At 71.2% G+C, this 25,460-nt stretch carries 26 protein-coding genes and 1 pseudogene; 12 read left to right on the top strand and 15 right to left on the bottom strand.

Annotated features, from left to right (window positions below; genetic code table 11):
* Positions 1-8: 8 nt before the first annotated feature.
* Complete coding sequence (locus AB0L64_RS28290) at positions 9-1,031, bottom strand: hypothetical protein (protein WP_363714827.1); 1,023 nt, start codon at positions 1,029-1,031, stop codon at positions 9-11.
* 160 nt (positions 1,032-1,191) lie between these two features.
* Between AB0L64_RS28290 and AB0L64_RS28295 the strand changes: the two genes are divergently transcribed.
* Positions 1,192-1,941 carry a helix-turn-helix domain-containing protein gene (locus tag AB0L64_RS28295; protein WP_363714829.1) on the top strand — a complete coding sequence of 250 codons (750 nt, stop codon included), beginning with the start codon at positions 1,192-1,194 and terminating at the stop codon, positions 1,939-1,941.
* On the opposite strand, the gene AB0L64_RS28300 is transcribed toward AB0L64_RS28295, so the two are convergent.
* Genes AB0L64_RS28300 through AB0L64_RS28310 form a run of 3 tightly spaced genes read right to left on the bottom strand, consistent with a single transcriptional unit; the run spans position 1,929 to position 4,322 of the window.
* Positions 1,929-2,555 (bottom strand): DinB family protein, encoded by a 627-nt coding sequence (locus AB0L64_RS28300; RefSeq protein WP_363714831.1) that lies wholly within the window; start codon positions 2,553-2,555, stop codon positions 1,929-1,931. The two genes, AB0L64_RS28295 and AB0L64_RS28300, sit on opposite strands and share 13 nt — an antisense overlap.
* Positions 2,552-3,358, bottom strand: coding sequence for a bifunctional hydroxymethylpyrimidine kinase/phosphomethylpyrimidine kinase (thiD, locus tag AB0L64_RS28305; RefSeq protein ID WP_363714833.1), 807 nt, complete (start codon positions 3,356-3,358; stop codon positions 2,552-2,554). The genes AB0L64_RS28300 and thiD overlap by 4 nt, the downstream gene beginning before the upstream one ends.
* 1 nt (position 3,359) lies before the next feature.
* On the bottom strand, positions 3,360-4,322 hold the full coding sequence (locus tag AB0L64_RS28310) for a thiamine-phosphate kinase (RefSeq protein WP_363714835.1): 963 nt from the start codon (positions 4,320-4,322) through the stop codon (positions 3,360-3,362).
* A gap of 128 nt (positions 4,323-4,450) precedes the next feature.
* Between AB0L64_RS28310 and AB0L64_RS28315 the strand changes: the two genes are divergently transcribed.
* The 4 genes from AB0L64_RS28315 to AB0L64_RS28330 all read left to right on the top strand — a co-directional run bounded on the left by AB0L64_RS28315 (position 4,451) and on the right by AB0L64_RS28330 (position 7,268).
* Positions 4,451-4,684: an Lrp/AsnC ligand binding domain-containing protein gene (locus AB0L64_RS28315; RefSeq protein WP_198682133.1), complete on the top strand. Its 234-nt coding sequence runs from the start codon at positions 4,451-4,453 to the stop codon at positions 4,682-4,684.
* Between the two features lie 32 nt (positions 4,685-4,716).
* Positions 4,717-5,250, top strand: coding sequence for a DUF3515 domain-containing protein (locus AB0L64_RS28320; RefSeq protein ID WP_363714837.1), 534 nt, complete (start codon positions 4,717-4,719; stop codon positions 5,248-5,250).
* 395 nt (positions 5,251-5,645) lie between these two features.
* Entirely contained in the window at positions 5,646-6,062 is a 417-nt protein-coding gene (locus tag AB0L64_RS28325; protein ID WP_363714839.1) for a YciI family protein, read from the top strand.
* Between the two features lie 6 nt (positions 6,063-6,068).
* Positions 6,069-7,268, top strand: coding sequence for a sigma-70 family RNA polymerase sigma factor (locus tag AB0L64_RS28330; protein ID WP_363714841.1), 1,200 nt, complete (start codon positions 6,069-6,071; stop codon positions 7,266-7,268).
* A gap of 4 nt (positions 7,269-7,272) precedes the next feature.
* Here AB0L64_RS28330 and AB0L64_RS28335 read toward each other — a convergent pair.
* From AB0L64_RS28335 to AB0L64_RS28345, 3 genes and pseudogenes are all read right to left on the bottom strand, one after another.
* A pseudogene (locus AB0L64_RS28335) lies at positions 7,273-8,810 on the bottom strand (carboxylesterase family protein).
* A complete protein-coding gene (locus AB0L64_RS28340; protein ID WP_363714843.1) occupies positions 8,726-9,856 on the bottom strand; it encodes a D-alanine--D-alanine ligase family protein in 1,131 nt (376 codons plus the stop codon). Before AB0L64_RS28340 ends, AB0L64_RS28335 begins: the two are co-directional and overlap by 85 nt.
* Before the next feature lie 58 nt (positions 9,857-9,914).
* A complete protein-coding gene (locus tag AB0L64_RS28345) occupies positions 9,915-11,120 on the bottom strand; it encodes a cytochrome P450 (protein WP_363714845.1) in 1,206 nt (401 codons plus the stop codon).
* Between the two features lie 97 nt (positions 11,121-11,217).
* Between AB0L64_RS28345 and AB0L64_RS28350 the strand changes: the two genes are divergently transcribed.
* Complete coding sequence (locus tag AB0L64_RS28350; RefSeq protein ID WP_363714847.1) at positions 11,218-11,835, top strand: TetR/AcrR family transcriptional regulator; 618 nt, start codon at positions 11,218-11,220, stop codon at positions 11,833-11,835.
* A 29-nt stretch (positions 11,836-11,864) separates the two neighbouring features.
* On the top strand, positions 11,865-12,977 hold the full coding sequence (locus AB0L64_RS28355) for an aminotransferase class I/II-fold pyridoxal phosphate-dependent enzyme (protein ID WP_363714849.1): 1,113 nt from the start codon (positions 11,865-11,867) through the stop codon (positions 12,975-12,977).
* Here AB0L64_RS28355 and AB0L64_RS28360 read toward each other — a convergent pair.
* Entirely contained in the window at positions 12,961-14,133 is a 1,173-nt protein-coding gene (locus tag AB0L64_RS28360) for an MFS transporter (protein ID WP_363714851.1), read from the bottom strand. The genes AB0L64_RS28355 and AB0L64_RS28360 overlap by 17 nt on opposite strands.
* Positions 14,130-14,867 carry a DeoR/GlpR family DNA-binding transcription regulator gene (locus AB0L64_RS28365; RefSeq protein ID WP_359930562.1) on the bottom strand — a complete coding sequence of 246 codons (738 nt, stop codon included), beginning with the start codon at positions 14,865-14,867 and terminating at the stop codon, positions 14,130-14,132. Before AB0L64_RS28365 ends, AB0L64_RS28360 begins: the two co-directional genes overlap by 4 nt.
* A gap of 76 nt (positions 14,868-14,943) precedes the next feature.
* Here AB0L64_RS28365 and AB0L64_RS28370 point away from each other — a divergent pair, with 76 nt between their 5' ends.
* Together AB0L64_RS28370 and AB0L64_RS28375 are read left to right on the top strand one after the other, a co-directional pair.
* Positions 14,944-16,122, top strand: coding sequence for an MFS transporter (locus AB0L64_RS28370; protein WP_363714854.1), 1,179 nt, complete (start codon positions 14,944-14,946; stop codon positions 16,120-16,122).
* Positions 16,123-16,135: 13 nt separating this feature from the next.
* Positions 16,136-16,684, top strand: coding sequence for a GNAT family N-acetyltransferase (locus AB0L64_RS28375; RefSeq protein ID WP_363714856.1), 549 nt, complete (start codon positions 16,136-16,138; stop codon positions 16,682-16,684).
* Here AB0L64_RS28375 and AB0L64_RS28380 read toward each other — a convergent pair.
* Positions 16,630-17,313 (bottom strand): FCD domain-containing protein, encoded by a 684-nt coding sequence (locus tag AB0L64_RS28380; protein ID WP_363714858.1) that lies wholly within the window; start codon positions 17,311-17,313, stop codon positions 16,630-16,632. The two genes, AB0L64_RS28375 and AB0L64_RS28380, sit on opposite strands and share 55 nt — an antisense overlap.
* Before the next feature lie 55 nt (positions 17,314-17,368).
* Between AB0L64_RS28380 and AB0L64_RS28385 the strand changes: the two genes are divergently transcribed.
* The gene (locus tag AB0L64_RS28385; protein WP_363714860.1) at positions 17,369-18,556 is read left to right on the top strand and encodes an MFS transporter; all 1,188 of its coding nucleotides are present in this window, start codon (positions 17,369-17,371) and stop codon (positions 18,554-18,556) included.
* A 122-nt stretch (positions 18,557-18,678) separates the two neighbouring features.
* On the opposite strand, the gene AB0L64_RS28390 is transcribed toward AB0L64_RS28385, so the two are convergent.
* Complete coding sequence (locus AB0L64_RS28390) at positions 18,679-19,686, bottom strand: sugar phosphate isomerase/epimerase family protein (protein ID WP_363714862.1); 1,008 nt, start codon at positions 19,684-19,686, stop codon at positions 18,679-18,681.
* A gap of 11 nt (positions 19,687-19,697) precedes the next feature.
* Positions 19,698-20,792: a Gfo/Idh/MocA family oxidoreductase gene (locus AB0L64_RS28395; protein WP_363714864.1), complete on the bottom strand. Its 1,095-nt coding sequence runs from the start codon at positions 20,790-20,792 to the stop codon at positions 19,698-19,700.
* A 75-nt stretch (positions 20,793-20,867) separates the two neighbouring features.
* On the opposite strand from AB0L64_RS28395, the gene AB0L64_RS28400 reads away from it, so the two are divergent.
* On the top strand, positions 20,868-21,983 hold the full coding sequence (locus AB0L64_RS28400) for an ROK family transcriptional regulator (protein WP_363714866.1): 1,116 nt from the start codon (positions 20,868-20,870) through the stop codon (positions 21,981-21,983).
* A 57-nt stretch (positions 21,984-22,040) separates the two neighbouring features.
* Here AB0L64_RS28400 and AB0L64_RS28405 read toward each other — a convergent pair whose 3' ends face one another.
* The 3 genes from AB0L64_RS28405 to AB0L64_RS28415 are packed head-to-tail and all read right to left on the bottom strand — an operon-like array spanning position 22,041 to position 24,771.
* The gene (locus AB0L64_RS28405; RefSeq protein ID WP_363714868.1) at positions 22,041-22,982 is read right to left on the bottom strand and encodes an aminoglycoside phosphotransferase family protein; all 942 of its coding nucleotides are present in this window, start codon (positions 22,980-22,982) and stop codon (positions 22,041-22,043) included.
* On the bottom strand, positions 22,979-23,983 hold the full coding sequence (locus AB0L64_RS28410) for an NAD(P)H-dependent glycerol-3-phosphate dehydrogenase (protein WP_363714870.1): 1,005 nt from the start codon (positions 23,981-23,983) through the stop codon (positions 22,979-22,981). The genes AB0L64_RS28405 and AB0L64_RS28410 overlap by 4 nt, the downstream gene beginning before the upstream one ends.
* Positions 23,980-24,771, bottom strand: a complete 792-nt coding sequence (locus AB0L64_RS28415) for a lysophospholipid acyltransferase family protein (RefSeq protein WP_363714872.1) — start codon at positions 24,769-24,771, stop codon at positions 23,980-23,982. The genes AB0L64_RS28410 and AB0L64_RS28415 overlap by 4 nt, the downstream gene beginning before the upstream one ends.
* Before the next feature lie 16 nt (positions 24,772-24,787).
* On the opposite strand from AB0L64_RS28415, the gene cofC reads away from it, so the two are divergent.
* Entirely contained in the window at positions 24,788-25,459 is a 672-nt protein-coding gene (gene cofC / locus AB0L64_RS28420) for a 2-phospho-L-lactate guanylyltransferase (protein WP_363714874.1), read from the top strand.
* Position 25,460 lies beyond the last annotated feature (1 nt).

Below are 25,460 nucleotides of genomic sequence, written 5' to 3' on the forward strand. Positions count from 1 at the left end.
AGCGGGGCTCAGGCCGGCACGACGTCGAAGTACGCCTTGTACGTCGAACCTTCGCCGTTGTGCATCGTGAACCAGGTGTACTTCACGCCCTGCTCCTCCAGCCGCGGCTTGTCCGCCTCCGCCAGCAACTCGCTGCGCCGGAAGGACTTCGAGACCACGCCGAGGTTGTCGTCGCCGAGATCCAGCAGGCCGTTCACCAGGTCCACGGCGAGCTTCTCCGCCCAGTCGGGAACCGGGATCCCGGCGCCGAGCAGCGCGATGGAGCCGGCCCGCGCCACCGACTCGACCGTCTCGCGGTACTTGTCCGGATCGCCCTCGTCGTGCTCCATCACCGTGACCACGATCGACACGTCCTGCGCCGGGCCCTGGTAGCAGGCCGCGACCGGGCCGTCCCACGATCCGCCCTGGTTGACGTGCTCGTAGGTCCCGATACCGATCGGGTGCCGCTCGGTCCGCACGACCGGGTTGCCGTTCTCCGAGGTGATCACGGTGGTCAGGATGTAGATCTCGTCCTCGCCGTCGAGTTCGACGTCCACCTCGCCGAAGCAGATCATCCCGGTGTAGCGCAGCGCCACGACCGGTGCGGGCACCTCGCCGTCCGGCCTGTGCGGCAGGACGAACCCGTACCCGAGCGCGGCATGCGCGCCGCCGCGCGGGCACCGCCCCTTGTCGTCGTACCCGTCGTAGAACATGGCGTGGCAGCCGCCGCAGAAGCGCCATTCCGTCTGCGCCGCCGGCGTTCCCGGCACATCGTGCGGCAGCACGAAGTTGAAGCCCGCGGCGGCGTGGTTCCCGCCCGCGGGGCAGGGCGCCTGGTCCGGCGACCCGTCGTAGAACATCGCCTGGCACCCGGTGCAGAAGCGCCAGCCGTCCTGCGCGGTCGCCGTCGGCGCCACGTCGTACGGCAGCATGAAGTCGTAGCCCATCGCGGTGTGCGATCCGCCCGCGGCACAGGCGCCCTTCGCGTCGTACCCGTCGTAGAACAAGCTGTTGCATTTGGTGCAGAAACGCCATTCGTTCTGCTCGGCCATCGCCGTCCCCTCCCGTTGGTTGCGACAACTATCGCCACCGCGATCGGCGCCGGGCACGCGTCGCGGATCACTCAGTGACACGGCAGGATCACAAAATCGGCTGCACACCGACACGCTGAGCTGCCACCCTGGAAGGAGCACAGGGGACAGGGGGCCGGAGATGGACGACCACACCGTGACGGGGCGGGTGCTCGCGATCCTGGACGTGCTCGCCGAGACCGGAGCGCCGACCGGACTGGCCAAGCTGACCGAGCTGACCGGCATCCCGAAGCCGAGCGTCCGGCGGATCGCCGACGACCTCGTCCGCCGGCGGCTGCTGGAGCGTGACCTTGCCGGCTACCAACTCGGGCCGCGGATGCGCGCCTTCGCCAGGACCGCGGAGCGGCTCGCCTGCAAGTCCGACCTGATCCGGCCGTTCCTGCACGAGCTGCATCAACGCACCGGCGCCATCGCCTGGGTCGCGCACACCGACGCGACCGGCTACCTCGCGATCGCCGACTCCGCCCACGATCGTCCGCAGGGCCGGTTCATGGCCCGCGAGTGGCCCACGCGGTTCGAGTACGACACCTTTCCGGGGATGGCCGGCGCCCAACTCGTCGCGGTCGACCATCCCGAGGCGATGGAACGGGTCCTGCGCCGCGGGCTACCGCGGCACACTCCCCGCACCATCACGCTCCCGGGCAGGTACGAGGCGCGCGTCCGCCAGGCGGCGGAGACCGGCCGCGCGACGGAGTACGAGGAGGCGCGGCTCGGCTGGTGGTGCGGCGCCATCAGGCTCGGGCCGCCGCACGACCAGCTCATCCTCGGCGTGACCGGACAGCTCAACAGGGCGCCCGTTCCGCAGGCGATGCGCCGGCTCGAGGCCGCCCGCGACCCGATCGTGCGGGAGCTCGCGGCTCACGCCTCCTGAGACGGCTCGAGATCCGGCGTCCGGACCTCCTCGGCGTCCTCGTCCACGGTCGGCTTGGGGACGATCGGAGGCTCCACCTGGGCCAGGATCTCGATGATGTCGTGGCGGTGGTGCTGGATCTCGTGGGCGGTGTGGCGGATGATCCAGCCGAGCGTGCGGGGGGCGCGGACCGGGTAGTTGTAGAGGCCGAGCTTGCCCAGCTCCTGCGGCCGGAGGACCCGCGCCGCGGCGCCGAACTCCTTGGCGAAGCGGACCAGCTCGGCGGCGACCTCCATCGGGTCCTGGTCCTCGTACTTCTGCTGCTTCACCCGGCCGGTGCGGTCCATCGGCGCGTACACCGGCCGGTCCTCGGCCAGGCACTGCGCGATCCGGTGCCGCTGCACCTCGAGGACGTCGCGGACATGGCACGCGTACTCGATCGCGGACCACACCTCCGGCTCCGGCCGCAGCCGCACCACATTCGGGTCCGGACCGGCCGCTGCCTTCGTCAGCGCCATGCTGCAGTCCGCCGACTGCCGGATGAGCAGGGTCACCGTGCCCTGCAGGTCACCGGTGTCGTAGTTGAAACCGCACTGCTCGCAGTACCCGTCGACAGGGGGCTGCTGCTTGCTCAAGTGGCACTCCCTCGGAATCTCCACGCGTGATCGACCGGACCGATACCGTCGCCGAGCGCGAACCCGGCCCCGATCGCACCGGTCACGTACTCCTTCGCCGCGCCCACAGCACTCGGCACGTCGTACCCACGAGCAAGGTACGACGCGATGGTGCTCGCCAGTGTGCAGCCCGTGCCGTGCGTGTGCGTGTTGTCGGCCCGGACCGCGCTGTACGCACGCCGTACGCCGGGACCGTGCAGCACGTCGACCGACGCCGTGCCGACGTCGTGGCCGCCCTTCACCAGCACCCAGTCCGCTCCTGCGTCGAGCAGCGCCTTCGCGGCGAGCTCCCGGTCCTCAACCGTCTCGAGGTCGATGCCGGAGACCGGTCCGAGCTCGGTCAGGTTCGGTGTGAGGACCGTGGCGAGCGGAACGATCTCCGTGCGCAGGGCCTCCATCGCGTCGGCCGCGAGCAGCGCGTCGCCGTGCTTGGAGACCGACACCGGATCGACGACGACCGGCACGTCCGGCGGCAGCGTCCGCAGCAGCGAGGCGACCACGCGGACCATCGGCTCGGACGCCAGCATGCCGGTCTTCACGGCGTCGACGCCGATGTCGTCCACCACACTGCGGAACTGCGCGCGCACCTGCTCCTCCGGCAGCTCCCAGGCGCCCTGGACGCCGAGGCTGTTCTGCGCGGTGATCGCGGTCAGCACACTCATGCCGTGCACGCCGTTGGCGAGCATCGCCTTCAGGTCCGCCTGGATGCCGGCTCCGCCACCTGAGTCGGAGCCGGCGATCGTCAGCACTCTGGGGGGCGGCATCTCAACTCCTGAAGTGGGCGTGGCCGGTCTCCGCAGCATACGGCGAGCCGTCGACGGTCACGGTCCCGGTCGGGCGTTCCTCGTTGCCCTCAGCAACCGAGCCGATCACGGTCCAGCCCTCGGGCACGTCGGCCGGCTCGAAGGTACCGACCAGGGCGTGGTCCTCGCCACCGGTCAGCACGAACCGCAGCGCGTCCACACCGGTCGCGGCGGCCACCGCCTGCAGCGGCTCGGGCACCGTGAGCGCCTTCGTGTGAACGTCGATGATCACCTCGCTCGCCGTCGCGATGTGGCCGAGGTCGGCCAGCAGGCCGTCGCTCACATCACACAGCGAAGAGGCTCCGGCAAGCGCGGCCCGCGGACCCTCGGCGTACGGCGGTTGCGGGCGCCGGTGCGCCTCGACCACGGCCCGCGGCGAGCGGAACCCGCGCGCCAGCACCGTCCAGCCCGCCTCCGCCCAGCCCAGCCGCCCGACGTACGCGACCTCGTCGCCCGGGCGGGCACCGGATCGCAGGAGCGGCGCACGACCGTCCAGCGAGCCGAACGCGGTCACCGAGACGACGATCTTGTCGGACTGGACCGTGTCGCCGCCGATGATGCTCGCCCGGACCAGATCGCACTCGTCGACCAGGCCCTGGTTCAGCTCCAGAGCCCAGGCGGTCGGCAGGTCGGCGGGGCCGCCGAAACCGACCACCAGCGCGGTCGGGCGGGCGCCCATCGCCGCCACGTCGGCCAGGTTCTGCGCGGCGGCCTTGCGGCCCACGTCGTACGCCGACGACCAGTCCTGGCGGAAGTGCCGGCCCTCGACCAGCAGATCCGTCGTGATCACCATGCGGCCGTCCGGCACCGCCATCACGGCAGCGTCGTCGCCAGGACCGACCAGGACGTCCTCACTCTTGGACAGCCCCTTGGTGACGGCCGCGATCAGGCCGAACTCACCCGTGCTCCCCAACGTCTCTGTCACGTCAGCAGACCTCCCATATCGCTGACCGGAGTCTAGGCGGTACCGTGACCGGGCAACGAGTACGCCCAGCCACCTGGCAGTACTGTGGCTGGAGCCCAGCTGAGGACGACTGAGTGGAGAACGACGTGGTGGTCCAGGCCTACATCCTGATCCAGACCGAGGTCGGCCGGGCGGCCGACGTCGCCGCACAGATCGCCGAGGTCCAGGGAGTCACCCTGGCCGAGGACGTCACCGGTCCGTACGACGTGATCGTCCGCGCGGAAGCCCGCAACGTCGACGAGCTGGGCAAACTGGTGGTTGCCCGGGTCCAGAACGTCCCCGGCATCACCCGCACGCTGACCTGCCCCGTCGTCCACATCTGAAGCCCGACACGCCAGACCCGCCACGTTCTCAGATGGCCAAGCAAACGCTCGCCGGATCGGCACGCGCCCGAGCCACTGCGGCTGGACCGGTCCCGTTGTTGCGGTCGGGCGTGTTCCGGGGCGTGGCCGCGGCGTTCGCGCTGCTGCTGGTCGCCGGCTGCACCCCCGGCCCGACGCCCGTCCCCGTCCCCTCCCCCGGCCCTGAGGTCGCCGCCGCCTGCGCGGACCTGATCAAGGCCCTCCCCGACAAGGTCCTCGACGCCGAGCGCCGGGAAACCTCGCCGCAGAGCCCGCTCACCACGGCGTACGGCGACCCGCCCATCGAAATGACCTGCGGCGTCGCCGCCCCCGCCGGCATGGCCGAGGCCCAGTCCCAGTGCTTCGAGGTGAACGGCGTCGGCTGGTTCGCCAAAGAGGTCAAGAACGGCTTCATCTTCACCACCATCGGCCGCACGCTCTACTTCGAGGTGGCCGTGCCCTCCAAGTACTCCCCCGAAGCCAACGCCCTCACCGACGTCTCGGACGCCGTCCAGAAACACAACAAACTCGTCACCCCCTGCACCTGACAACCCGCGCAGCCCTGCCCCCACGCTCCCCCTCCCCCTCCCCCAGCCCCAGCCCCAGCCCCAGCCCCAGGCCCCGGCCCCGGCCCGTCCCGGCCGTTTGAGGGGTTCACCTTCGCCGTTGCCCCTTCACCCGTGGTGTGCGAGCCGCGAACGGACAACCTGCGGGGTGAACCCGTGAACTGCGGGCTACGGGCGGGGGGGGGGGGCAGGTATCCGGTTGGAGGTGATCACTTGGCGGCGGCTGAGGGCGGGCGGGCCTCGGGACTTCTGCCGGTTGGCATACTCCCTGACGAGATCGAAAATCGTCTGCTGGTTCGTGTCCGGTTGCGGCGCGCGGGGGCGACGTCTCGGGTGGAAGTGCCCGGTGGTGGGTGCTCGGACGACGGGAGAAGCTGATGAAGTACATGATCCTGACGTATGCGTCGCAGCAGGACTACGACGGCATGGCCGGGAAGGACACCGGGAAGCCGGCCTGGAAGCCGGAGGACTTCGCGGCGATGGGGGCGTTCATGGAGAAGTTCAACAACGACCTGGTCGCGTCCGGGGAGCTGGTCGAGACGCGTGGGCTGGCGGCGCCGGTGCTCACCCGGCGGCTGGGGTCGAAGGACGGGCAGTCCGTGGTGACCGACGGGCCGTACGCCGAGACGCAGGAGGTGCTCGCGGGGTACTGGATCGTCGAGTGCGAGTCGTTCGACCGGGCCACCGAGATCGCGGCGCGGCTCGGGGACACGCCGGCGCCCGAGTTCGCCCGCGCGACCGCGTATGCGGACATCCGGCCGATCGTCGAGGGGCGCGACGAGCTGGTGGAGTGACCGGACATGAGTGGCGCTCTCGACGAACTGCTGCGGGAGCTGGCGCCGCAGGTTCTCGGGGCGCTCGTCCGGCGGTTCGGGCATTTCGACACGGCTGAGGACGCGGTGCAGGAGGCGCTGCTCGCGGCGGCGCAGCAGTGGCCGGTGGACGGCGTGCCGGACAGTCCGCGGGGCTGGTTGATCACGGTCGCCTCGCGCCGCCTGACGGATCTGCTCCGGCGGGAGCAGGCTCGTCAGCGGCGGGAGGACCGGGTCGCTGCCTGGGCGCCGCAGGGCGAGTCCGTCGGGGACACGGACGACACGCTGGTGCTGTTGTTCCTGTGCTGCCATCCGTCGCTGTCGCCGGCGTCGCAGATCGCGTTGACGTTGCGGGCGGTCGGCGGTCTGACGACGGCGGAGATCGCGCGGGCGTTCCTGGTGCCGGAGGCAACCATGACGCGGCGGATCACCCGGGCGAAGACGACCGTGCAGGACAGCGGCGCGCGGTTCACGATGCCGGCCGACCGCGATGAGCGGCTGGGCGCGGTGCTGAAGGTCGTGTACCTGATCTTCAACGAAGGCTACACGAGCACGACGGGGCCGAGCCTGCAGCGGGTCGAGTTGGCCGCCGAAGGGATCCGGCTGGCGCGGATGCTGCACCGGCTGCTGCCGGACGACGCCGAGGTCGCCGGGTTGCTGGCGTTGCTGTTGCTCACCGACGCCCGTCGGCCGGCGCGAACAGGGCCGCTCGGCGAGCTGGTGCCGATGGCGGAGCAGGACCGATCGTTGTGGATCTCGGAGCTGATTCGCGAGGGCGTCGAGCTGATCACGGCAACGCTGCCCCGGGGACCCGTCGGGCCGTACCAGCTGCAGGCGGCGATCGCGGCCGTGCACGACGAGTCACCGACGGCCGAGGAGACGGACTGGCCGCAGATCGTCGCGTTGTACGAGGTGCTGCTGCAGCTCACCGACAATCCGATGGTCGCGCTCAACCACGTCGTCGCGGTCGCGATGGCGCGCGGACCTGACGACGGGCTGGCGCTGCTCGGTTCGATCGAGAACGACCAGCGGATCGCCGCCGACCACCGGCTGCCGGCGGTCCGGGCGCATCTCCTGGAGATGTCCGGTGACGTGCCCGGCGCGCGAGCCGCGTACGAGGAGGCGGCGACGCGGACGACGAGTGTCCCGCAACAGCGCTACCTGCGTGCCCGGGCCGACAGGCTGTGACTGCTCAGCGGCGAGGCCAGGCGAGGCGTTCGTCGACGCGGTCGTTGGTGGTGGTGCCGGAAGCGGTGTTGAAATGACGGCTGACGCGGTGCTCGCGGGTGTACGGCGGCCAGCCGGGGTCGCCGGTGCGGGCGAAGTCGATCCAGGTCCGGTGCATGAGGTCCGCGAGGTGCTGCGGCGGTGCGGCGCCGAGCATCGGCGTCGCCGCAGGGTCGTCCAGGTTGTCGAAGACGAACCCGAGCTCGAGGCCGTGGCAGGCGCCGAGCGTCCCGTTGCAGGCAGGCGACCTCCAGGCGAACTCGTACACATAAGCGCCGGGCCGGGCCTCGGCCAGCCGGACCGCGGGGATGCGGTAGTACGAGTCCGTCATGATCGCGGCCAGGACATCGCCTGGCGTGGAGCCGGGACGATTCGCCCGGTAGCGACGGACCCCGCGGGCCGGCAGCCCGAAGCGAAGCGCGGCCGCGGCGTACAGCGCGGGCGTGTTGAGACGCGAGGCGAGACCGGTGGGGACCAGGAAGAGCCGGGCTTCCTCGCTGTTCGTGCCGATCATCAGGTCGACGTCCGGCCGGATTCCGCCGATGGGGGCGGCAGGCAGAAGCTCACCGTCGACCACCGGGCTGAACGGCAGCAGCGTCCGGGCAACATCGCCCCACACCTTGGCACGCGGCCTGGCCATCACCTGCCGACTGAGGCTGTCCTGTGCGGCGAGCAGCCTCTGCACCGGCACGGCCGCGATCGCCTCGCGCGTCGGCGCCGTGCCGAGCATCGCCGCCAGCCGGTTGCCGACCGCCCGAGCGCTCGCCGCGCTGATCGTGTTGTGCCCGGCGCCCGACTGCGCGATCGCCCGCCGGAACAGCCCATCGGCGCCGGCATCGCGAGCAGCGTGCACACGCTCATCGCCCCGGCGGATTCGCCGAAGACCGTCACATTGCCCGGGTCGCCGCCGAACGCCGCGATGTTGTCGCGGACCCAGGTCAGCGCGGCGATCTGGTCGAGCAGCCCGAGGTTCGGCGTCCCGTCGCCGAACCACAGAAAACCGTCGGCGCCCAGCCGGTAGTTGATCGTCACCAGGACGACGCCGTCACGCGCGAACCGCGAGCCGTCGTACACCGACAACGCTCCGGACCCGCTCGTGAACGAGCCGCCGTGGACGAACACCATCACCGGCGCCTGCCCGTCGAGCGCCGGCGTCCACACGTTGAGGTTGAGGTAGTCGTCCCCAGAGACGATCACCCGCGGCACGAGCGCGCCGATCACGCCCTCGGGCGCGGTCTGCGGCGCCGTCGGCCCGTAGCCGCGGCAGTCGCGGGGCGCGGTCCACGGCTCCGGCGCGACCGGCGGCCGGAAGCGGTTCGGACCGACCGGCGGCGCGGCGTACGGGATGCCTTTGAACGCGAGCGCGTCGGTCCCGGCGACAGGGCCGTGCTGCGTGTCGACCAGGACCACGGTGCGACTCAGCGCAGGCCGGTCGGGCGGGTCATCGCCAGGGTGAGGAGGTGTTCGACGAGCGTCGCGTAGTCCTTGCCCGACGCCGCCCACAGCCGCGGGAACATGCTGGTCGGCGTGAAGCCGGGCATCGTGTTGATCTCGTTGATCACGACCTGGTTGTCGGCGTCCAGGAAGAAGTCGACGCGCGCCAGACCCTCGGCCTCGATCGCGTCGAAGGCGATCAGCGCCTTCGCGCGGATCTCGTCCGCGATCTCCGACGGCAGGTCGGCCGGCACCGAGAGCGCCGTGTACTCCTCGCCCTCCGGCAGGTACTTGGTCTCGAAGTCGTAGAAGTCGTGCCCGCCGCCCGACACCGCGATCTCACCGCAGACGCTGGCCTCCGGGGCGCGGCCGGCCGGCCCGCCGAGCACCCCGACCTCGATCTCCCGCGGGCTCTTCGCCGACGCCTCGACGATCACCTTCGGGTCGTGCGCCCGCGCCACCGCGACCGCCTCGTCGAGCTCGTCGCGCCTGGTCACCTTGCTGATCCCGAGGCTCGACCCGCCCCGGCACGGCTTCACGAACACCGGGTAGCCGAGCGCGTCGACCGATGCGCGGCACGCCTCCGGGTCCCGGATCCAGTCCCGATCGCGGATCACGACGTACGGCGTGACCTCGAGCCCGGCGCCCTCGAAGACGACCTTCATGTAGTGCTTGTCCATGCCGACGGCGCTGGCCAGGACGCCGGAACCGACGTACCGGATGTCCGACATCTCGAGCAGGCCCTGGATGGTGCCGTCCTCGCCCCACGGGCCGTGCAGCAGCGGGAAGACCACGTCGACCGCGCCGAGCGTGCTCGGCACCTGGCCCGGCTCGCTGACCACGAGTTCGCGGTTCGCGCCGAACAGCACCGGCATCGCGGTCACGTCGACCTCGGGGAGCTTGCCGTCGGTGATCGACAGCCGTTCCGGGTCGCCGCTCTCCAGCACCCAGTGCCCGCTGGTACTGATGCCGACCGGGACCACGTCGTATTTGTCCCGGTCGATGACCTGCAGGACGTTCGCGGCGGTCACGCACGAGATGGCGTGCTCGCTCGACCGGCCGCCGAAGACGACGGCGACCCGGGGCTTGCGCTGACCTTCTGAGTACTCACTCACCGGCTCGACTGTAGCGGCCCGGAGATCTGGTTCCGACCGGGGTTCGGTTAAGAGATGTTCAGATCGGGGCGTCCCAGGCGACTGGCAGCGCTGCCACTCCGTACACGAGCGTGTTGTTTCTGTAGTCGATCTCCTCGAACGGTACGGCGAGCCGCAGGGTCGGGATGCGCGTGAAGAGCCGGGTGAAGACCTCCTGCAACTCGACCCGCGCCAGCTGCTGACCGAGGCATTGGTGCGGTCCGAACCCGAAGGCGACATGCGCCGCGGCCTCGCGCTCCACGTCGAGCCGGTCGGGGTCCGGGAACACCGTCTCGTCACGATTCGCCGAGGACAGCGCCGCGATCAGGAAGCCGCCGGCCTCGATCGTCGAGGATCCGACCGGCAACTCGTCGGTCACCTGCCGGAACAGCCCGAAGTGCACGACGGACAGGTAGCGCAGCAGCTCCTCGACCGCCGCCGGCGCCAGCGTCGGATCGGACCGCAGCTTGGCGAGCTCGTCAGGGTTGCGCAGCAGTGCGAGCGTGCTGAGCGCGATCATGTTCGCGGTCGTCTCGTGTCCGGCGATCAGCAGTGTGACCCCGACCGTGACGAGCTCCTCCAGGCTCAACGGCGTACCGGACTCCTCGCCGCGGGTGATCAGCCGGGAGAGCAGGTCGTCCTCGCGCCTGGCCTGCTTGGCCAGCACCAGCCCGACGATGTACTGGTTCAGCTCGTCACTGGCCCGGCCGATCTCGTCGGTCCAGCCGTCGACGCGGACGAGCAACGCACTCCGCTCCTGGAACTCGTCGCGGTCCGCGTACGGGACGCCGAGGAGTTCGCAGATCACCAGCGAAGGGATCGGCAGCGCGAACTCCTTCACCAGGTCGACGGGTCCTCCGGCGGCGAGCATCGCGTCGATCCGCTCGTCGATCATCGCGGCGATCCGCGGTCGCATCGCCTCCATCCGCCGCGCCGCGAACTCGGTCGCGAGCAGCCTGCGGAGGCGTTTGTGCGCCGCGCCGTCGACCTGCAGGATCGAGCCCGACTCCACCTCCCGCTCCAGATCCGCGTCCGGGACGACGTGATCGGACGGCGCCGGTCGCGAGCTCAGCCGGCTGTCCCGGAGCAACGTGCGGACATCGTCGTACCGGCTGATCACGTAGGCGTCGACACCGGCCGGCGTCGCCACCTTCGCGAGCTCCTCGGTCCGGCGGTACACGGCGTACTCGCGCGCCGGGTCGAACGGGCAGCCGGACGGTCTGCCGACGGGAAAGCTCTCGGTCATCGCCACCCCCAACGGGAATTTGGTAGTGACTACCATATGGCTGACGCTCCCGATAAGGAACACCCTGCGGCGCGTCGCAGGCGGTACCCTGCCCGCCATGGGACTGCGCGAGGTGAAGCGGGAGCGGACCCGCCGGCTGATCGCGGACAAGGCGTTCGAGCTGTTCAGCGACAACGGGTTCGGCCGCACCACGGTCGAGCAGATCGCCGCGGCCGCCGAGGTCGGGCCGAGCACCCTGTACCGGTACTTCCCGACCAAGGAAGGGCTGGTCCTGGAGTTCGTCGACGAGTGCCTCGCGGACGCCGTCAGCTGGTTCCACGACCAGCCCGCGATGAACCTGCCGGACGGCCTGTGCGCGGTGATCGAGCGGGTTCTCGAGCAGCTGGAACGCAACCCGGACCGGATCCGCGCGGTGTTCGACCTGGCCGAACAGACCGCGTCCGTGAGTGCGCACCTCAACGAGCTGATCTGGCGCTTCCGCAACGACCTCGCCGACGTGCTGGTACGCCGGTTGCCCGGCGACGACCTGCGCAGCATCGAGTTCGTCGCCGCGTTGTCCGCCGGCATCACGATGAACATCATCGAGAATGTGGTCCGCGTCTGGGTCGACAGCCCCGGCACGGTCGACGCGAAGACACTCGCCCGGCGGGCGATGCGGCTGTTGCGCGCCGGCGGCGTCCCGCTACCCGGCGTACCGGACTCCCCCGCGCTCTGACCCCGCCGAGCGCCAGGGACAATTCGGGCATGACTCCTGACCTCGATCCGTCCACCGTCGTCGTCCACGCGGGCCGGCCCGAGCGCGTGCCGAACGCGCCGCTCGGCGAGTCCCCGGTGTTCAGCTCGACGTACGTCGCCGGCGGGGATCGTGGCTACGGGCGGTTCGGGAACGACGCGTGGACCGCGCTCGAGGAGACCCTCGGGCAGCTCGAGGGCGGTCGGGGGCTGACGTTCGCGTCCGGGATGGCGGCCGCCGCGGCCGTCATCGACCTGGTCCCGGTCGGCGGCCGGGTGGTCGCGCCACAGCACGCGTACTCCGGTGTCCTCGCGCTGCTCGATCAGCAGACGGCCACCGGCCGGCTGACGGTCGACCGGGTCGGCATCGCCGACACGGACGCGGCCGTCCGGGCGGTCGACGGCGCCGACCTGCTGTGGATCGAGTCGCCGACCAACCCCGCGATGGAGGTCGCCGACATCCCGGCGCTCGCCGCGGCCGGTCGTGCCGCGGGCGCGACCGTGGTCGTCGACAACACGTTCGCCACTCCCCTGCTCCAGCAGCCGCTGCGGCTCGGTGCGGACGTCGTGATGCACTCGGCCACCAAGTTCATCGCCGGGCACTCCGACGTCGTCCTGGGCGCCGTCGTCACCGCGGACGAGGACCTGTGGTCGGCGCTCGAGCTCCGCCGCCGCAGTCTCGGCGCGATCCCGGGACCGATGGAGGCCTGGCTGGCGCTCCGCGGCCTGCGCACGCTCGCCCTCCGCCTGGAGCGGGCCCAGTCGAACGCCCTGTTCCTGGCCGAGCGGCTGCGCGCGCATCCGCGGGTCAGCCGGGTCCGCTACCCGGGCCTGCCGGACGACCCGGGACACGACCGCGCCGCCGCGCAGATGTCCGGCTTCGGCGCCATCCTCGCCTTCGAGCTCGGCGGCGACGCGGCCGGCGCCCAGAAGCTCTGCGAGTGCACGCAGCTGTGGGTGCACGCGACCAGCCTCGGCGGCGTCGAGTCGATGCTGGAGCGCCGCCGCCGCTGGCCGATCGAGGTGCCGACCATCCCCGAGGACCTGATCCGGCTGTCCGTCGGTATCGAGCACCCCGACGACCTGTGGGCCGACCTGGAGCAGGCGCTCAGCGCTTCGAGTTGAGCACCGGCCCGCCGAAGAACGTCAGCACGCACAGCACCACGGGCAGGATGAACGCGATGTTCAGCGGCATCCAGTGCGCGAGGCCGCCGATCAGCGCCGGACCGGCGAGCAGGCCGACGTACCCGAGACCGACGACACGGGCCATCAGGGCGCCGGACGAGCGCGGATCGAGGTTGCCCGCGGCGGTGAACAACTGCGGTACGCCGCCCGCGAGGCCGAGGCCGAAGACCGCCCAGCCGACGAGCGCGACGGGCACCCACGGCACGACGATCACCAGGGTCAGACCGGCCGCGGCCATCGCGGCACCCCAGCGCACGATCGCGGCCGGGCCGACGACGGCGGCCACCCGGTCGGTGAGGAACCGCCCGACGGTCATCGCGACCGCGAACGCGCCGTACGCGTAGGCCGCCGTGCTGACCGAGGTGTCGAGGATGTCGCGGAAGTGCAGCGCGGCCCAGTCGTTGGCCACGCCCTCGGACAGCATCAGGCCGAACGCGAGCCCGCCGAGCGCCCAGACCAGCTTCGCCGGCGGCTTCTCCCGCGGTGCCGCGTCGTCCGCGTCCTCGTCGGAGACGGTTGCCTCCAGCAAGAAGCGGCTGGCGGCCAGCGAGAGCACGATGCAGACCAGGCCGGCCAGGCTGAGCGTCACCTCGGTCGGTACGCCGGCGCGCAGCGTGGCCGCGCCGATGACGGCCGCGATCGCGCCGCCGATCGACCACATCGCGTGGAAGGCGGCCATGATCGGTCGCGGGTAGCCGCGTTCGACGACGACGGCCTGCGCGTTCATGCCGACGTCGATCGAGCCGTTGCCGAAGCCGACGAGGATCAGCGTGAGCCCCAGCGTCCACCAGTTGGTGGCCAGGCCAGGCCCGGCGAGCGCGATGCCGAGCAGGATGCCCGCGGCCGGGACGAGCCGGCGCTGGCCGAGCTTGTCGACGAGCGGACCGGCGACCTGCATGCCGATGAACGCGGCGCCGCCGAGGACGAGCAGCAGCAGCCCGAGCGTGCTGTGCGTGATCCCGGTCGCCTGCTCGATGCTCGGGATGTGCACCACCCACATCCCGACGGCGAAGCCGTTCAGCCCGAAGTACAGCCAGGTGGCGACACGGGCGGCTCGGGGCGGTGCAGTTCGGAGCTGGATGTCAGTGGCGCTCAAGAGGCCACCTCTACGAGGGTGCCGCGTTGGGTCAGCAAGGTTCGTTGGTCCTCGGGTGCGGAGTCGTCGGTGATGATCAGGTCGGGGCGGTCGGCGGCGCAGACGTAGGCGAGCGCGGCCCGGTCCCACTTCGCGCCGTCGGCGAGCACGATGGAGCGGTTCGCGACCTTGAGCGCCTCCTGCTTGACCTCGGCGTCGCCCAGGTCGAACGCCGTCAACCCGGCGTCGAGGCTGAACGCGCACGGGCTCAGCACGGCCGCGTCGAACCGCAGCGCACGCAGCGAGGCGACGGTCAGCGGACCGACCAGCGACAGCTCGCCCTTGCGCGCCTCACCGCCCGGCATCAGCAGGCGGATCCGCGGCGCGTCGGCCAGCTCGTGCGCGACGTGCAGCGAGAGCGGCATCACCGTCAGCGCGCGGTCGTGCAGCAGTTTCGCGGTCTCCAGCGCCGTCGTACCGCTGTCGAGCACGATCGTCTCGCCGTCGCGGAGGTGCTCGACGGCGGCGCGGGCGATCGCCTGCTTGGCGGCGACGGCGGCCTGGGCGCGCAGCGAGTGCGGCGGCTCGAGACCGGACGGCATCGCGGACACCGCGCCGCCGTGGACCCGCTTCAGGACGCCTTGGGCGGCCAGGAAGTCGAGATCGCGGCGTACCGTCATGTCGGAGGCCTCGGTCGCCTCGACCAGCTCCTGGACCGACACTCGGTCGACGGCCTGCAGTCGCTCTACGATCATTTGGTGCCGTTCCGCACTTCTCATGCGCAAAAAACTACCATCCGCCTGATCGTTCAAACAGATAGCGTGTTTGCTTGTGACCGATGACACCACACTCGTCCGGCGATCGCGGTACGCCGTGGCCGCCGTCTTCTGCGTGCACGGAGCGGTGACCGGGTCGTTCGCGACCCGGGTGCCGTGGATCCAGGAGCACGCGGGGGTGTCCGCGGGCCAGCTCGGCCTGGCACTCGCGTTCCCGGCCCTCGGCGCGGCGCTGATGATGCCGCTGGCCGCCCGGGTCAGCCATCGGTTCGGCACCCGGACCGCGCTCCGCGGGCTGCTCGCGCTCTGGACGCTGTCGCTGATCCTGCCGTCGTTCGCGCCGGGCCTGCTGACGCTCTGCGCCGCCCTGCTGATCTACGGCGGTACGGCGGGCATGGCCGACGTCGCGATGAACGCGCTCGGTGTCGAGGTGGAGCACCGGCTGAAGAAGTCGATCATGTCCGGGCTGCACGGCCTGTGGAGCGCGGGCGCCCTGCTCGGCTCCGCGGTCGGGACGATCGCGGCGCACAAGAACCTCAGCGCCCAGGTCCATCACGTGGTCGCTGCCGTCGTCCTCACGCTCGTCGGCGGGGTGGTGTGCCAGTTCGTGCTGAACATCCACCCCGAGGACGACGAGGAGCCGCCGGCGCGGTTCGCGCTGCCGCCGAAGTCGGCGTTGCTGATCGGTGCGGTCGGGTTCTGCGCGGTGTTCGCCGAGGGCGCGAGCCTGGACTGGTCGGCGGTGTACCTGCGCGACATCCTGGACAGCTCGGCCGGTGTCGCGGCCGGCGCGACGACCGGGTTCGCGTTGACGATGGCGATCGCGCGACTCACCGGCGACGCGGTGGTCGACCGGTTCGGCGCGGTCCGTACGGTGCGCTGGAGCGGCGTGGTCGCGACCCTCGGCGGCCTGCTCGTGGTCGTCGCGCCGAACGCGGTCGTGGCGATGGCCGGCTTCGGCCTGATCGGCGTCGGGATCGCGGTCGTCGTACCGCTCGCCTTCGCGGCGGCCGGCCGCACCGGCGACAACGCGAGTCAGGCGATCGCGGGCGTCGCCACCATCACGTACGCGTCGGGCCTGGTCGCGCCGTCGATCATCGGCGGCATCGCGCAGGCCAGCAGCCTGACCGTCTCGTTCGTTGTCGTCACCGCTCTGGCGGCGTGCCTGGCCGTCTTCGCCCGGGTGCTGTCGACCAGCACGCGGACAGCCCACGGTGACATCCTTCCCCGGTGATACGAATCGTGGGATGACGACCTTCCGGGTAGCTGGAGCAGAGGACGCGGCGGCGGTCGCGGAGTTGCACGGCGACAGTTGGCGGCGGCACTACCGCGGCGCGTACGCGGATGCGTTCCTCGACGACGAGTCGCCGGAGTACCTCGGCGCGATGTGGGCCCGGCGGCTCGCGGCGCGCGAGGGCACGCGGACGACCGTGGCCGAGGACGACGGCCAGCTGATCGGGCTCGCGCACGTGGTGTTCGACGCGGACCCGAAGTACGGCGCCCTGGTCGACAACCTGCACGTCCGGGCACCGCTCAAGCGGCAAGGAATCGGCACCCAGCTGCTCGCGCTCACGGCGGAGCACGTCCGGGACACCGGGATCTTCCTCTGGGTGCTCGAGCAGAACACCGCCGCGCAGGCCTTCTACGAGGCGCGCGGCGGGATCCGCGGCGACCGCAAGGACGTCCCACCGCCCGGCGGCGAACCGCGCCGGCTCAACGGACAGCCTGCCTGCTTCCGGTACTACTGGCCGGATCCCGCGACCTTGACGGACTCGATCAGCGCGTACGACGCCTGACTCGCCGCCTCCGGATCACCGGCCCGGATCGCCTCCAGGACGTCGAGGTGCGCGTCGAGGATCCGGTGGTCCTCGGGGATCGTCGCAGTCTGCTGGATCGACGCGGCGAGCACCTCGGCGAGCGCGTCGTACAGCCGCAGCAGCAGCGGATTCCGGCTCGCGGCGACGACACCGCGGTGGAAGTCGGTGTCGGCGATCACGAACGCGTCCAGGTCGTCCGCCGCGAGCGCCGCGGCGCGGGCCTCGAGCGCGTCGGTGAGCGGCGTCAGGTCGGCCGATGCCGCGTGCTGGGCGGCGAGCCGGGCGGCGGCCGCCTCGATGCCGGCGCGCGCGTCGAGGACGTCGGTGAGTGACGCCGAGAGCTCGTCCCGGACCAGGACGCCGGTGATCTCGTTGGTCGCGCGGACGTAGGTGCCGTCGCCGACGCGCGGCTCGAGCAGACCGGTCAGGCTGAGCGATCGCAGCGCCTCCCGGACCGTGCCGCGGCTGACGCCGAGCTCGCTCGCGAGCTGATTCTCGCCGGGGATCCGCGTGCCCCGCGGCCAGGCGCCGGACTCGATCTGCGCCCGGAACTGCTCCGAGACCTGCAGCACCAGCGGCACCTGGCGCACCGGACCGTTCATCGTCATGCCCTACAGTATATAAATGTAGGACATCTACACGAGAGTTCAGGAGAGGTGTGTCGTGGCAGTGCTGACCGAACCGATGACTCGAGGACGGTCGTCACTGATCACCGCGACCGCCTTCGTGGTCGCGCTGAGCCTGCGGCCGGCGCTGACCGCGGTCGGTCCGGTGCTGCCCCGGATCGGCCTCGACCTGCAACTCGGCGAGGCCGCGCAGGGCCTGCTGGGCACGTTGCCGCTGCTCGCATTCGCGGCGGCCTCTCCCCTGGTCCACCTCGCGTCCCGGCGGTTCGGCATGGAGCGGGCGGTGTTCGTCTCGCTGCTGGTGCTCGCAGCCGGCAGCGCGCTCCGCCCGTACACAGGCCAGGCCGGGCTGTGGATCGGCACGGCCGTCGTCGGCGGCGCGATCGCGGTCGGCAACGTCCTGGTGCCCGTCATCCTCAAGCGGGACTACGCCGCCCACGTCTCGCGGGCGACCGGCATCTACACGGCCTTCATCACCGGCGGCGCGGCGATCGCTTCGATCCTCGCCGTACCGATCGCCGACGCGGTCGACTGGCGACTGTCCCTGGCGGTCTGGGGCGGGCTCGCCGTCCTGGTCGCCGTGATCTGGCTGCCGCGGACGCTGTCACCGGAGCCGATGCAGCCCGCCAGTGCAGCCGACGAGGCCCCGCCGGTGAGCGTCTGGCGGCAGCCGATGGCCTGGCTGGTGACCGGCTTCATGGGACTGCAGTCGACGAGCTTCTACCTGTTCGTGAACTGGCTGCCCACCATCGAGATCACCACCGGCGGCGTCTCCGAGCGGTCCACCGGTGTGCACCTGTTCGTCTTCCAGGTGTTCGGGCTGATCGGCGGGCTCAGCATCCCGCTGCTGCTGAAGCATCCGACGAACCAGCGGGCCGGCCTGATGATCGCGAGTACGCCGATCCTCGTCGCCCTGCTCGGTCTGCTGCTGGCGCCGCACCTGGCGATCGTCTGGGCAGTCGTCGGCGGACTGGGCCAGGGCGCCGGGCTGGTCGCGGCGCTCTCGCTGATCAGCCTCCGCGGCCGCGGGCACCACGAGACCACGCAACTGTCCGGGATGGCGCAGGCGGTCGGCTACACGCTCGCCGCGGCTGGTCCGGTCGTCGCGGGTTACCTGGTCCAGGTGACCGGCGGCTGGAGTACGACGCTGGGCGTCTTCGCGACGCTGGCGGCCACGCAGGTCGCACTGGGTTACGCGGCCGGCCGAGACACCCGCGCCACCTGACCTACAACCGACGCGGCGACCGGAGACCTCAAGTGGCGACCGGAGACCTGCAGTGGCGACCTGGGCCCTGAAATAGCAGGTCCCAGGTCACCGTTGCAGGTCTCAGGTCGCCACGAGCCAGCTCACTTGTCCGTCGAGAACGCCGCGTCGAAGGCGGCTTCCGGCTTGTCGAAGGCCAGGGCGCGGATGACGTTGACCGCCTCCGCCGCGCCGACCTTGCGCTCCATACCGGCGTCCTCCCACTCGACCGAGATCGGGCCGTCGTAGCCGATCGAGTTCAGCACGCGGAAGCAGTCCTCCCACTGCACGTCGCCGTGACCGGTGGAGTAGAAGTCCCAGCCGCGCCGCGGGTCGCCCCAGGGCAGGTGCGAGCCGAGCCGGCCGTTGCGGCCGCCGCCGACGCGCATCCGGGTGTCCTTGCAGTCCACGTGGTAGATCCGGTCCTTGAAGTCCCAGAGGAACGCGACCGGGTCGATGTCCTGCCACACCATGTGCGACGGGTCCCAGTTCAGGCCGAAGGCCTCCCGGTGCCCGATCGCCTCCAGCGTGAGCGTGGTGGTCCAGTAGTCGTAGGCGATCTCCGACGGGTGCACCTCGTGCGCGAACCGGACACCCTCGGCGTCGAACACGTCGAGGATCGGGTTCCAGCGGTCGGCGAAGTCCTGGTAGCCGGCCGCGATCCGCTCCGCGGGCACCGGCGGGAACATCGCGACGTACTGCCAGATCGACGATCCGGTGAAGCCGATGACGGTGTTCACGCCGAGCTTCGCGGCCGCCCGCGCGGTGTTCTTCAGGTCCTCGGCGGCGCGCTGCCGGACACCCTCGGCGTCACCGTCGCCCCAGATCCGGGACGGCACGATCGCCTGGTGCCGGAAGTCGATCGGGTCGTCGCAGACCGCCTGCCCCACCAGGTGGTTGGAGATCGCGAAGACCTGCAGGTTGTACTTCTCCAGGATGTCCTTGCGGCCCTGGACGTAGGAGTCGTCGTCGACGGCCTGCTGAACGTCGAAGTGGTCACCGGAGCAGGCGATCTCGACGCCGTCGTACCCGGCCTCGGACGCGAACTGGCAGACCTCCTCGAACGGCAGGTCGGCCCACTGACCGGTGAAGAGAGTGATCGGACGAGGCATCTCAAAGGCTCCTAGGAGTTGTCGACGGTGATCCAGGCGCTGCCGTCCGCGGCGGACCGCAGTACGGCGTCGACCACATGGGCGGACCGCGCTCCGGCGGCGAAATCGGGCAGGCCGTCCGGGCGGTCGCCCAGGACGGCGGCGTAGCTGTCGGCGACGAACGAGTCGAACGCGTCCTGGTACCCCTGCGCGTGACCGGCCGGCAGCCGGTTCACCCGCGCGGCCGGCGGGCTGAGCGTCTCGGGATCCCGCGTGAGCAGCTGCGAGGCGTCGCGGCGGCCGACCCAGAGCCGCTCCGGGTCCTCCTGGTCGAAGCCGAAGCTCGACTCGGTGCCGGACACCTCCAGGTACAGCCGGTTCTTCCGGCCGGCCGCGACCTGGCTGACCACGATCGTCCCGACCACACCGGCCTCGGTCCGGAACTGCGCGGTCGCGAGATCCTCGGTCCGGACCTCGACGCCGCCGCGCTGCGCGCGCACCGTCCGCAGCTGCGCGCTGATCGCGGCGATCCGGTCGCCGGTGACGAACTCGGTGAGGTCGCACCAGTGCGAGCCGATGTCGGCGAACGTCCGCGACGGTCCGCCGGTCGTGTCGTCCACGCGCCAGTTCTGGTCGTCCGCACCGGCGAGCCAGTCCTGCAGGTACGAGCCGTGCAGGCTGGTGATCACACCTGCGTCGCCGGCGGCGATCCGGGTGCGCAGCTCGCGGACCATCGGGTGGTAGCGATAGACGAACGGCACGGCGCCGACCAGGCCCGCCTCGTGCGCTGCGGCGGCCAGTCCGGTGGCGTCCTTGGCCGAGGTGGCCAGCGGTTTCTCACAGACCACGTGCTTGCCCGCCTCGAACGCCTTCAGCGCGACATCGCGATGCGTGTTGTTCGGCGTACAGATGTGCACGACGTCGATGTCGGCGGCCAGCAGCTCGTCCAGGCTCGCGAACCCGCGCTCGGCGCCGGTCGCCTCGGCCGCAGCCTCGGCCCGCGCGGGCGACGAGCCGACGGCACCGACGACGGTCGCTCCCGAGACCAGCGCGGACCGGCCGTGGACCCGGCCCATGAACCCGCCACCGACGATCCCGACCCTGAGCTTTCGCGCATTGGTGGACACGTCGAAGGACGCTATGGGACCCTTTTGAACCCTGTCAAGCAAAAGTCCACGGCCAGTACGACGAAAGTCCGGGTGATGAGCGCTATCGGTACGGCGGACGCGGTGCTGCGACTGCTCCTCGACGGGCAGCCGCGGACACGGGCCGAGCTGATCGAGCGCAGCGGCCTCGCGCGGTCCACGGTGACCGGAAGGATCGAGGCACTGCTCGCGGAGGGACTCGTGGTGCCCTCGGGCGAAGCGGCCTCGACCGGTGGGCGCCCACCGGCGCGGTTCCGGTTCAACCCGACTGCTCGGCTCGTGCTCGCCGCGGACGTCGGCGCGACTCACCTGTCGGTCGCGCTCACCGATCTGACCGGTGCGATCCTGCATCGCACGACGAGCCGCCTGGCGATCGCCGAGGGGCCGGAGGTCGTGCTCGACGCTGTGGCCGCGGCCGGTCAGGCGTTGCTGCAGGAGGCCGGGCGGTCCCGCACAGATCTGGCCGGAACGGGCGTCGGGCTACCAGGCCCGGTCGAGCACAGCACCGGGCGGCCGAACCATCCGCCGATCATGCCCGGCTGGGACTCGTACGACGTCGTCGGCCGGTTGCGCCGGGAGCTGCCCGGGCCGGTGCTGGTCGACAACGACGTGAACATCATGGCGCTCGGCGAGCACGCGACGGCGTACCCGGACGTCGAGCACCTGCTGTTCGTGAAGGTTGCCACCGGCATCGGAGCGGGCGTGATCAGCGGCGGCCGGCTGCACCGCGGCGCGCAGGGCGCGGCCGGGGACATCGGCCATATCCAGGCGCCGGGTCACACCGAGCTGTGCCGCTGCGGCAACACCGGCTGCCTGGAAGCGATCGCGTCCGCGGCCGCGCTCGCGTCCAAGCTCGGAAGGGAGACCAGCCAGGACATCGTGGACCTGGTCCGGGCCGGCAACGCCGAGGCGACCACCGCGATCCGCCAGGCCGGCCGCGAGATCGGCACCGTCCTGGCCGCCGCGGTCAGCCTGCTCAACCCGTCGGTCATCGTCGTCGGCGGCTCCCTCGCCCAAGCCGGCGACAGCCTGCTGGCCGGCCTCCGCGAAACCGTCTACGCCCGGTCGTTGCCCCTGGCCACGACCGATCTGCGCGTGGTCCCGTCCCGCACCGGCCGGGACGCCGCCCTGCTGGGTGCGGCCGCGCTCGTCGTCGCGCACACGCTCAGCTGACCCGCGACCAACCAGAGAAGGAGCCCGACGACTCCTGACCCCCAGCGCGAGTGGCGGTCAGCTGACCCAGGTGGTGGCGATCTTGTCGATGAGCGTGATGACTTCGTCGAGATGGTCGCCGCTCCGGGCGCGGCCGAAGCCGTGCCGGCGGGTCCAGAACGCCGACTGGACGATGACCAGGTGCGTCCAGCGGCGGATGTGCTCGGCGTCGATCCCCGACGCCTCGGCGAACCGCTCGAGCTCCTGGTCCAGATACGGCATCAGCTCGTCGAGGGCGAGGCCGCCGACGAACAGGTAGTACGCCCGGGTGCGCAGGAAGAACGCCGCGTCGTACGCCGGATCGCCGACGTACCCCTTCGGGTCGACCACCAGCCAGGGCTCGCGGTCCGCCCGCAGGATGTTGCGCGCATGGAAGTCACCGTGGATCAAAGTCTCCGGCTGCTCGCGGCAGTGGTCCTCGACGACCGACAGCGCCTGGTCCACGACCGCGGACGGCAACCGATGGTCGAGTTCGGCCGCGTCCTTGTGCAGCTGCTCGGCCCACGCGCCGGCCTGCTCTGACATGCGCGGCAGTCCGGCCGGCGCCGGGATCGTCAACTGACGGAGCAGATCCCCGGCAATCGCCGCAGCGTCGACAGCGTCGGCGGGGATGAACATCTCACCCAGGTGCTCGGCGAGTGTGCTGGTGTTCGCACGCTCGAGCAGCATCGCGTACCGGGCGTCGTCGCGCCGGTACAGCTGCACCGCGCCACGCCCTCCCCAGGCCTCGAAAGCATCCGGCTCGTGCACGTTGCCCGGATGCGGGAAGGACACCTTGAGCACTGCGTCTCCACGCACCGGCACTACCACGCCGACCTGGCCGTGCAGTACGTCGCCGTCGCGCTGGAGCTCCCAGCGATCCAGCAGGTCCTCGACGATCCCGGGCAGCTCGTCGAGCCACGCCTGCCCGGTCGCGCCTTCGCGCTCGACGGTGACCTTGGCGAACGCCTCCGGGATCATCCCCAGCGTTCCGACTTCGCCGAGCGGGAGACCAGGCTGAAGAGCATGTCCTTGGGGGTCATCTCGCCGGCGACCACCTTGGTGACGTGTTCGGCGATCGGCATCTCGACGTCGTGCCGGTGCGCCAGCTCGCTGATCGAGGCGCAGGACTTCACACCCTCGGCGACCTGACGGGTGCCGCTCGCGATGTCCGCGACCGTCATGCCCTGGCCGAGCTTCTCGCCGAACGTGCGGTTGCGCGACAGCGGCGACGAGCAGGTCGCCACCAGGTCGCCGAGTCCGGCCAGCCCGGAGAACGTGTGCTCGTCGGCACCCAGTGCCGTCCCCAGGCGGGCGATCTCGGCCAGGCCGCGGGTGATCACCGAGGCCCGGGCGTTGTCGCCGAACCCGAGACCGACCGCCATACCGACCGCGAGCGCGATCACGTTCTTGCAGGCGCCGCCGAGCTCGCAGCCGACGACGTCGTTGTTCGTGTACGGGCGGAACGTCGGCGAATGGCAGAGCTTCTGCAACCGCGCCGCCGTCCCTTCATCCGCACAGGCGACCACCGAGGCAGCCGGTTGCCCCTCGGCGATCTCGCGCGCCAGGTTCGGGCCCGAGACCACCGCGATCCGCTCCGGGCCGGCGCCGGTGAGCTCGGCGATCACCTCGCTCATCCGCTTCGTCGTCCCGAGCTCGACGCCCTTCATCAGGCTGACCAGCGGTACGGCGTTCGGCAGCACGCCGGCCCAGTCCGCGAGGTTGTCGCGCAACGACTGCGACGGCACCGCGAGGACGACTGCCTCCGCCCCGTCGGCCGCCGCGGCGGGGTCGTGGGTCGCGGTGATCGCCTCGGACAGCCGGATCCCGGGCAGGTACTCGGCGTTCTCGTGCCGGGTGTTGATCACCTCGCACAGCGATTCCCGCCGGGCCCACACCGACACCTGGTTCCCCGCGTTCGCCAGCACCGTGGCGAACGCCGTACCCCAAGAACCCGCGCCGAACACCGCGACCTTGGTCATGCTTTGTCCTCGCCTTCGGCTTTGCGGGCCTTGCGGAGGTCGTAGAGCTCCTTGGGCGGTTCCTCGCCGCGCAGTTCGCCGAGCGTCTCGGCGACCCGGGCCATGATCACCTCGGTTGCCTCGTGCAACAGCTGGTTGGTCAGCGGCTTGCCCTCGAAGGCGCTCAGGTCTACGGGCTTCCCGGCCCGCACCTGCAGGGTCTTGCGCGGCAGCAGCCGGAACCGCATCTTCCCGGTGTACGACCGGAGGATCTCCTGCGCTCCCCAGTTCGCGACCGGGATCACCGGGCAGCCGGTCATCAACGCGATCCGCGCGGCGCCGGTCTTGCCGGTCATCGGCCACATCGCGGGATCGCGGGTGATCGTGCCCTCCGGGTACACGCCTACGCACTCACCGCGTTCGACCGCGGCCACCGCGTCCCGGAACGCGTCCGCGGCCTGCGCGGAGTCCCGGTACACCGGGATCTGCCCGGCGCCGCGGATGATCGTGCCGAGCACCGGGATCTTGAACACCGACGCCTTGCCGAGGAACCGCGGGATCCGCCGGCACTCCCAGATGAAGTACCCGAGCACCACCGGGTCGAAGTGCGAGATGTGGTTCGGCACGTACACCACCCCGCCGGACCGCGGCATGTTCTCGCGGCCGGTGAACCGGCACTTGGTGAACGCGATCATGAAGGGCTTCACGAGCGCGACGATCACCCCGAACCAGAACCCACGCGGCGGCCGTGGATCCGCCTGCCTCGCGTCCACAGCTGCCTCCTGATGCTCGTACCCGCCGTCGGTCATGGGAGAATCCTGCCTGATGGCAGACCTACAGGTCGCTCCCTGGACCCTGGTGATCCCGGTGAAGCGTACGGCGATCGCAAAGAGCCGGCTCGCTCCGGCCTACCCTCAGCACCGTCCCGAGCTGGCCCGTGCCTTCGCCGTCGACACTACTGCGGCCGCCCTGGCCTCTGCCCTGGTGCACATGGTGCTGGTGGTCACCGACGACCCGCTGGTGGCCGCGGACGTCACCGCCGCCGGCGCGCGCGTTGTCCCGGACCTGCCCGCCGCCGGTCTGAACGAAGCCTTGCTGCATGGAGCAACTGTGGCCGCTGCCGAGTTCGCAGGCAACGGTGTCGTGGCGCTGTCGGCCGACCTGCCCGCGTTGCGCCCGGCTGAGCTGACCGCCGCGCTCGCCGCATGTACGGCGTCGCGCTCGTTCGTGGTGGACCTGCCCGGCACCGGGACGACGCTGCTCGCCGCCGCGCCCGGTGTGGCGCTGGATCCCCGCTTCGGCGTCGGATCCGCCCTGGCCCACCAGGCGTCCGGCGCGGTCCCGATCGAGCTGACCGCGATCGAGTCGGTACGCCGCGACGTCGACACCGCGGCCGATCTCGCGCACGCCGTACAGCTCGGCGTCGGCCCGGCGACCGCGGACGTGATGTCGCTGGTTCTCGGTGCCGCGACCGGGAGCGAAGGTCTAGCCTGCTGAC

The organism is Kribbella sp. NPDC051936 (assembly GCF_040680955.1).
Classification (GTDB): Bacteria; Actinomycetota; Actinomycetes; order Propionibacteriales; family Kribbellaceae; genus Kribbella.

What these genes read in the sequence shown, in the direction of transcription:
- AB0L64_RS28325 (WP_363714839.1), top strand. Translation starts at nt 5,646, where the DNA reads ATGAAGTACATGATCCTGACGTATGCGTCGCAGCAGGACTACGACGGC.
- AB0L64_RS28365 (WP_359930562.1), bottom strand. Translation starts at nt 14,867, where the DNA reads ATGATCGTAGAGCGACTGCAGGCCGTCGACCGAGTGTCGGTCCAGGAG.
- AB0L64_RS28295 (WP_363714829.1), top strand. Translation starts at nt 1,192, where the DNA reads ATGGACGACCACACCGTGACGGGGCGGGTGCTCGCGATCCTGGACGTG.
- AB0L64_RS28355 (WP_363714849.1), top strand. Translation starts at nt 11,865, where the DNA reads ATGACTCCTGACCTCGATCCGTCCACCGTCGTCGTCCACGCGGGCCGG.
- AB0L64_RS28380 (WP_363714858.1), bottom strand. Translation starts at nt 17,313, where the DNA reads ATGACGATGAACGGTCCGGTGCGCCAGGTGCCGCTGGTGCTGCAGGTC.
- thiD (WP_363714833.1), bottom strand. Translation starts at nt 3,358, where the DNA reads ATGCCGCCCCCCAGAGTGCTGACGATCGCCGGCTCCGACTCAGGTGGC.
- AB0L64_RS28390 (WP_363714862.1), bottom strand. Translation starts at nt 19,686, where the DNA reads ATGCCTCGTCCGATCACTCTCTTCACCGGTCAGTGGGCCGACCTGCCG.
- AB0L64_RS28350 (WP_363714847.1), top strand. Translation starts at nt 11,218, where the DNA reads ATGGGACTGCGCGAGGTGAAGCGGGAGCGGACCCGCCGGCTGATCGCG.
- AB0L64_RS28320 (WP_363714837.1), top strand. Translation starts at nt 4,717, where the DNA reads ATGGCCAAGCAAACGCTCGCCGGATCGGCACGCGCCCGAGCCACTGCG.
- AB0L64_RS28405 (WP_363714868.1), bottom strand. Translation starts at nt 22,982, where the DNA reads ATGATCCCGGAGGCGTTCGCCAAGGTCACCGTCGAGCGCGAAGGCGCG.
- AB0L64_RS28290 (WP_363714827.1), bottom strand. Translation starts at nt 1,031, where the DNA reads ATGGCCGAGCAGAACGAATGGCGTTTCTGCACCAAATGCAACAGCTTG.
- AB0L64_RS28375 (WP_363714856.1), top strand. Translation starts at nt 16,136, where the DNA reads ATGACGACCTTCCGGGTAGCTGGAGCAGAGGACGCGGCGGCGGTCGCG.
- AB0L64_RS28330 (WP_363714841.1), top strand. Translation starts at nt 6,069, where the DNA reads ATGAGTGGCGCTCTCGACGAACTGCTGCGGGAGCTGGCGCCGCAGGTT.
- AB0L64_RS28400 (WP_363714866.1), top strand. Translation starts at nt 20,868, where the DNA reads ATGAGCGCTATCGGTACGGCGGACGCGGTGCTGCGACTGCTCCTCGAC.
- AB0L64_RS28410 (WP_363714870.1), bottom strand. Translation starts at nt 23,983, where the DNA reads ATGACCAAGGTCGCGGTGTTCGGCGCGGGTTCTTGGGGTACGGCGTTC.
- cofC (WP_363714874.1), top strand. Translation starts at nt 24,788, where the DNA reads ATGGCAGACCTACAGGTCGCTCCCTGGACCCTGGTGATCCCGGTGAAG.
- AB0L64_RS28345 (WP_363714845.1), bottom strand. Translation starts at nt 11,120, where the DNA reads ATGACCGAGAGCTTTCCCGTCGGCAGACCGTCCGGCTGCCCGTTCGAC.
- AB0L64_RS28415 (WP_363714872.1), bottom strand. Translation starts at nt 24,771, where the DNA reads ATGACCGACGGCGGGTACGAGCATCAGGAGGCAGCTGTGGACGCGAGG.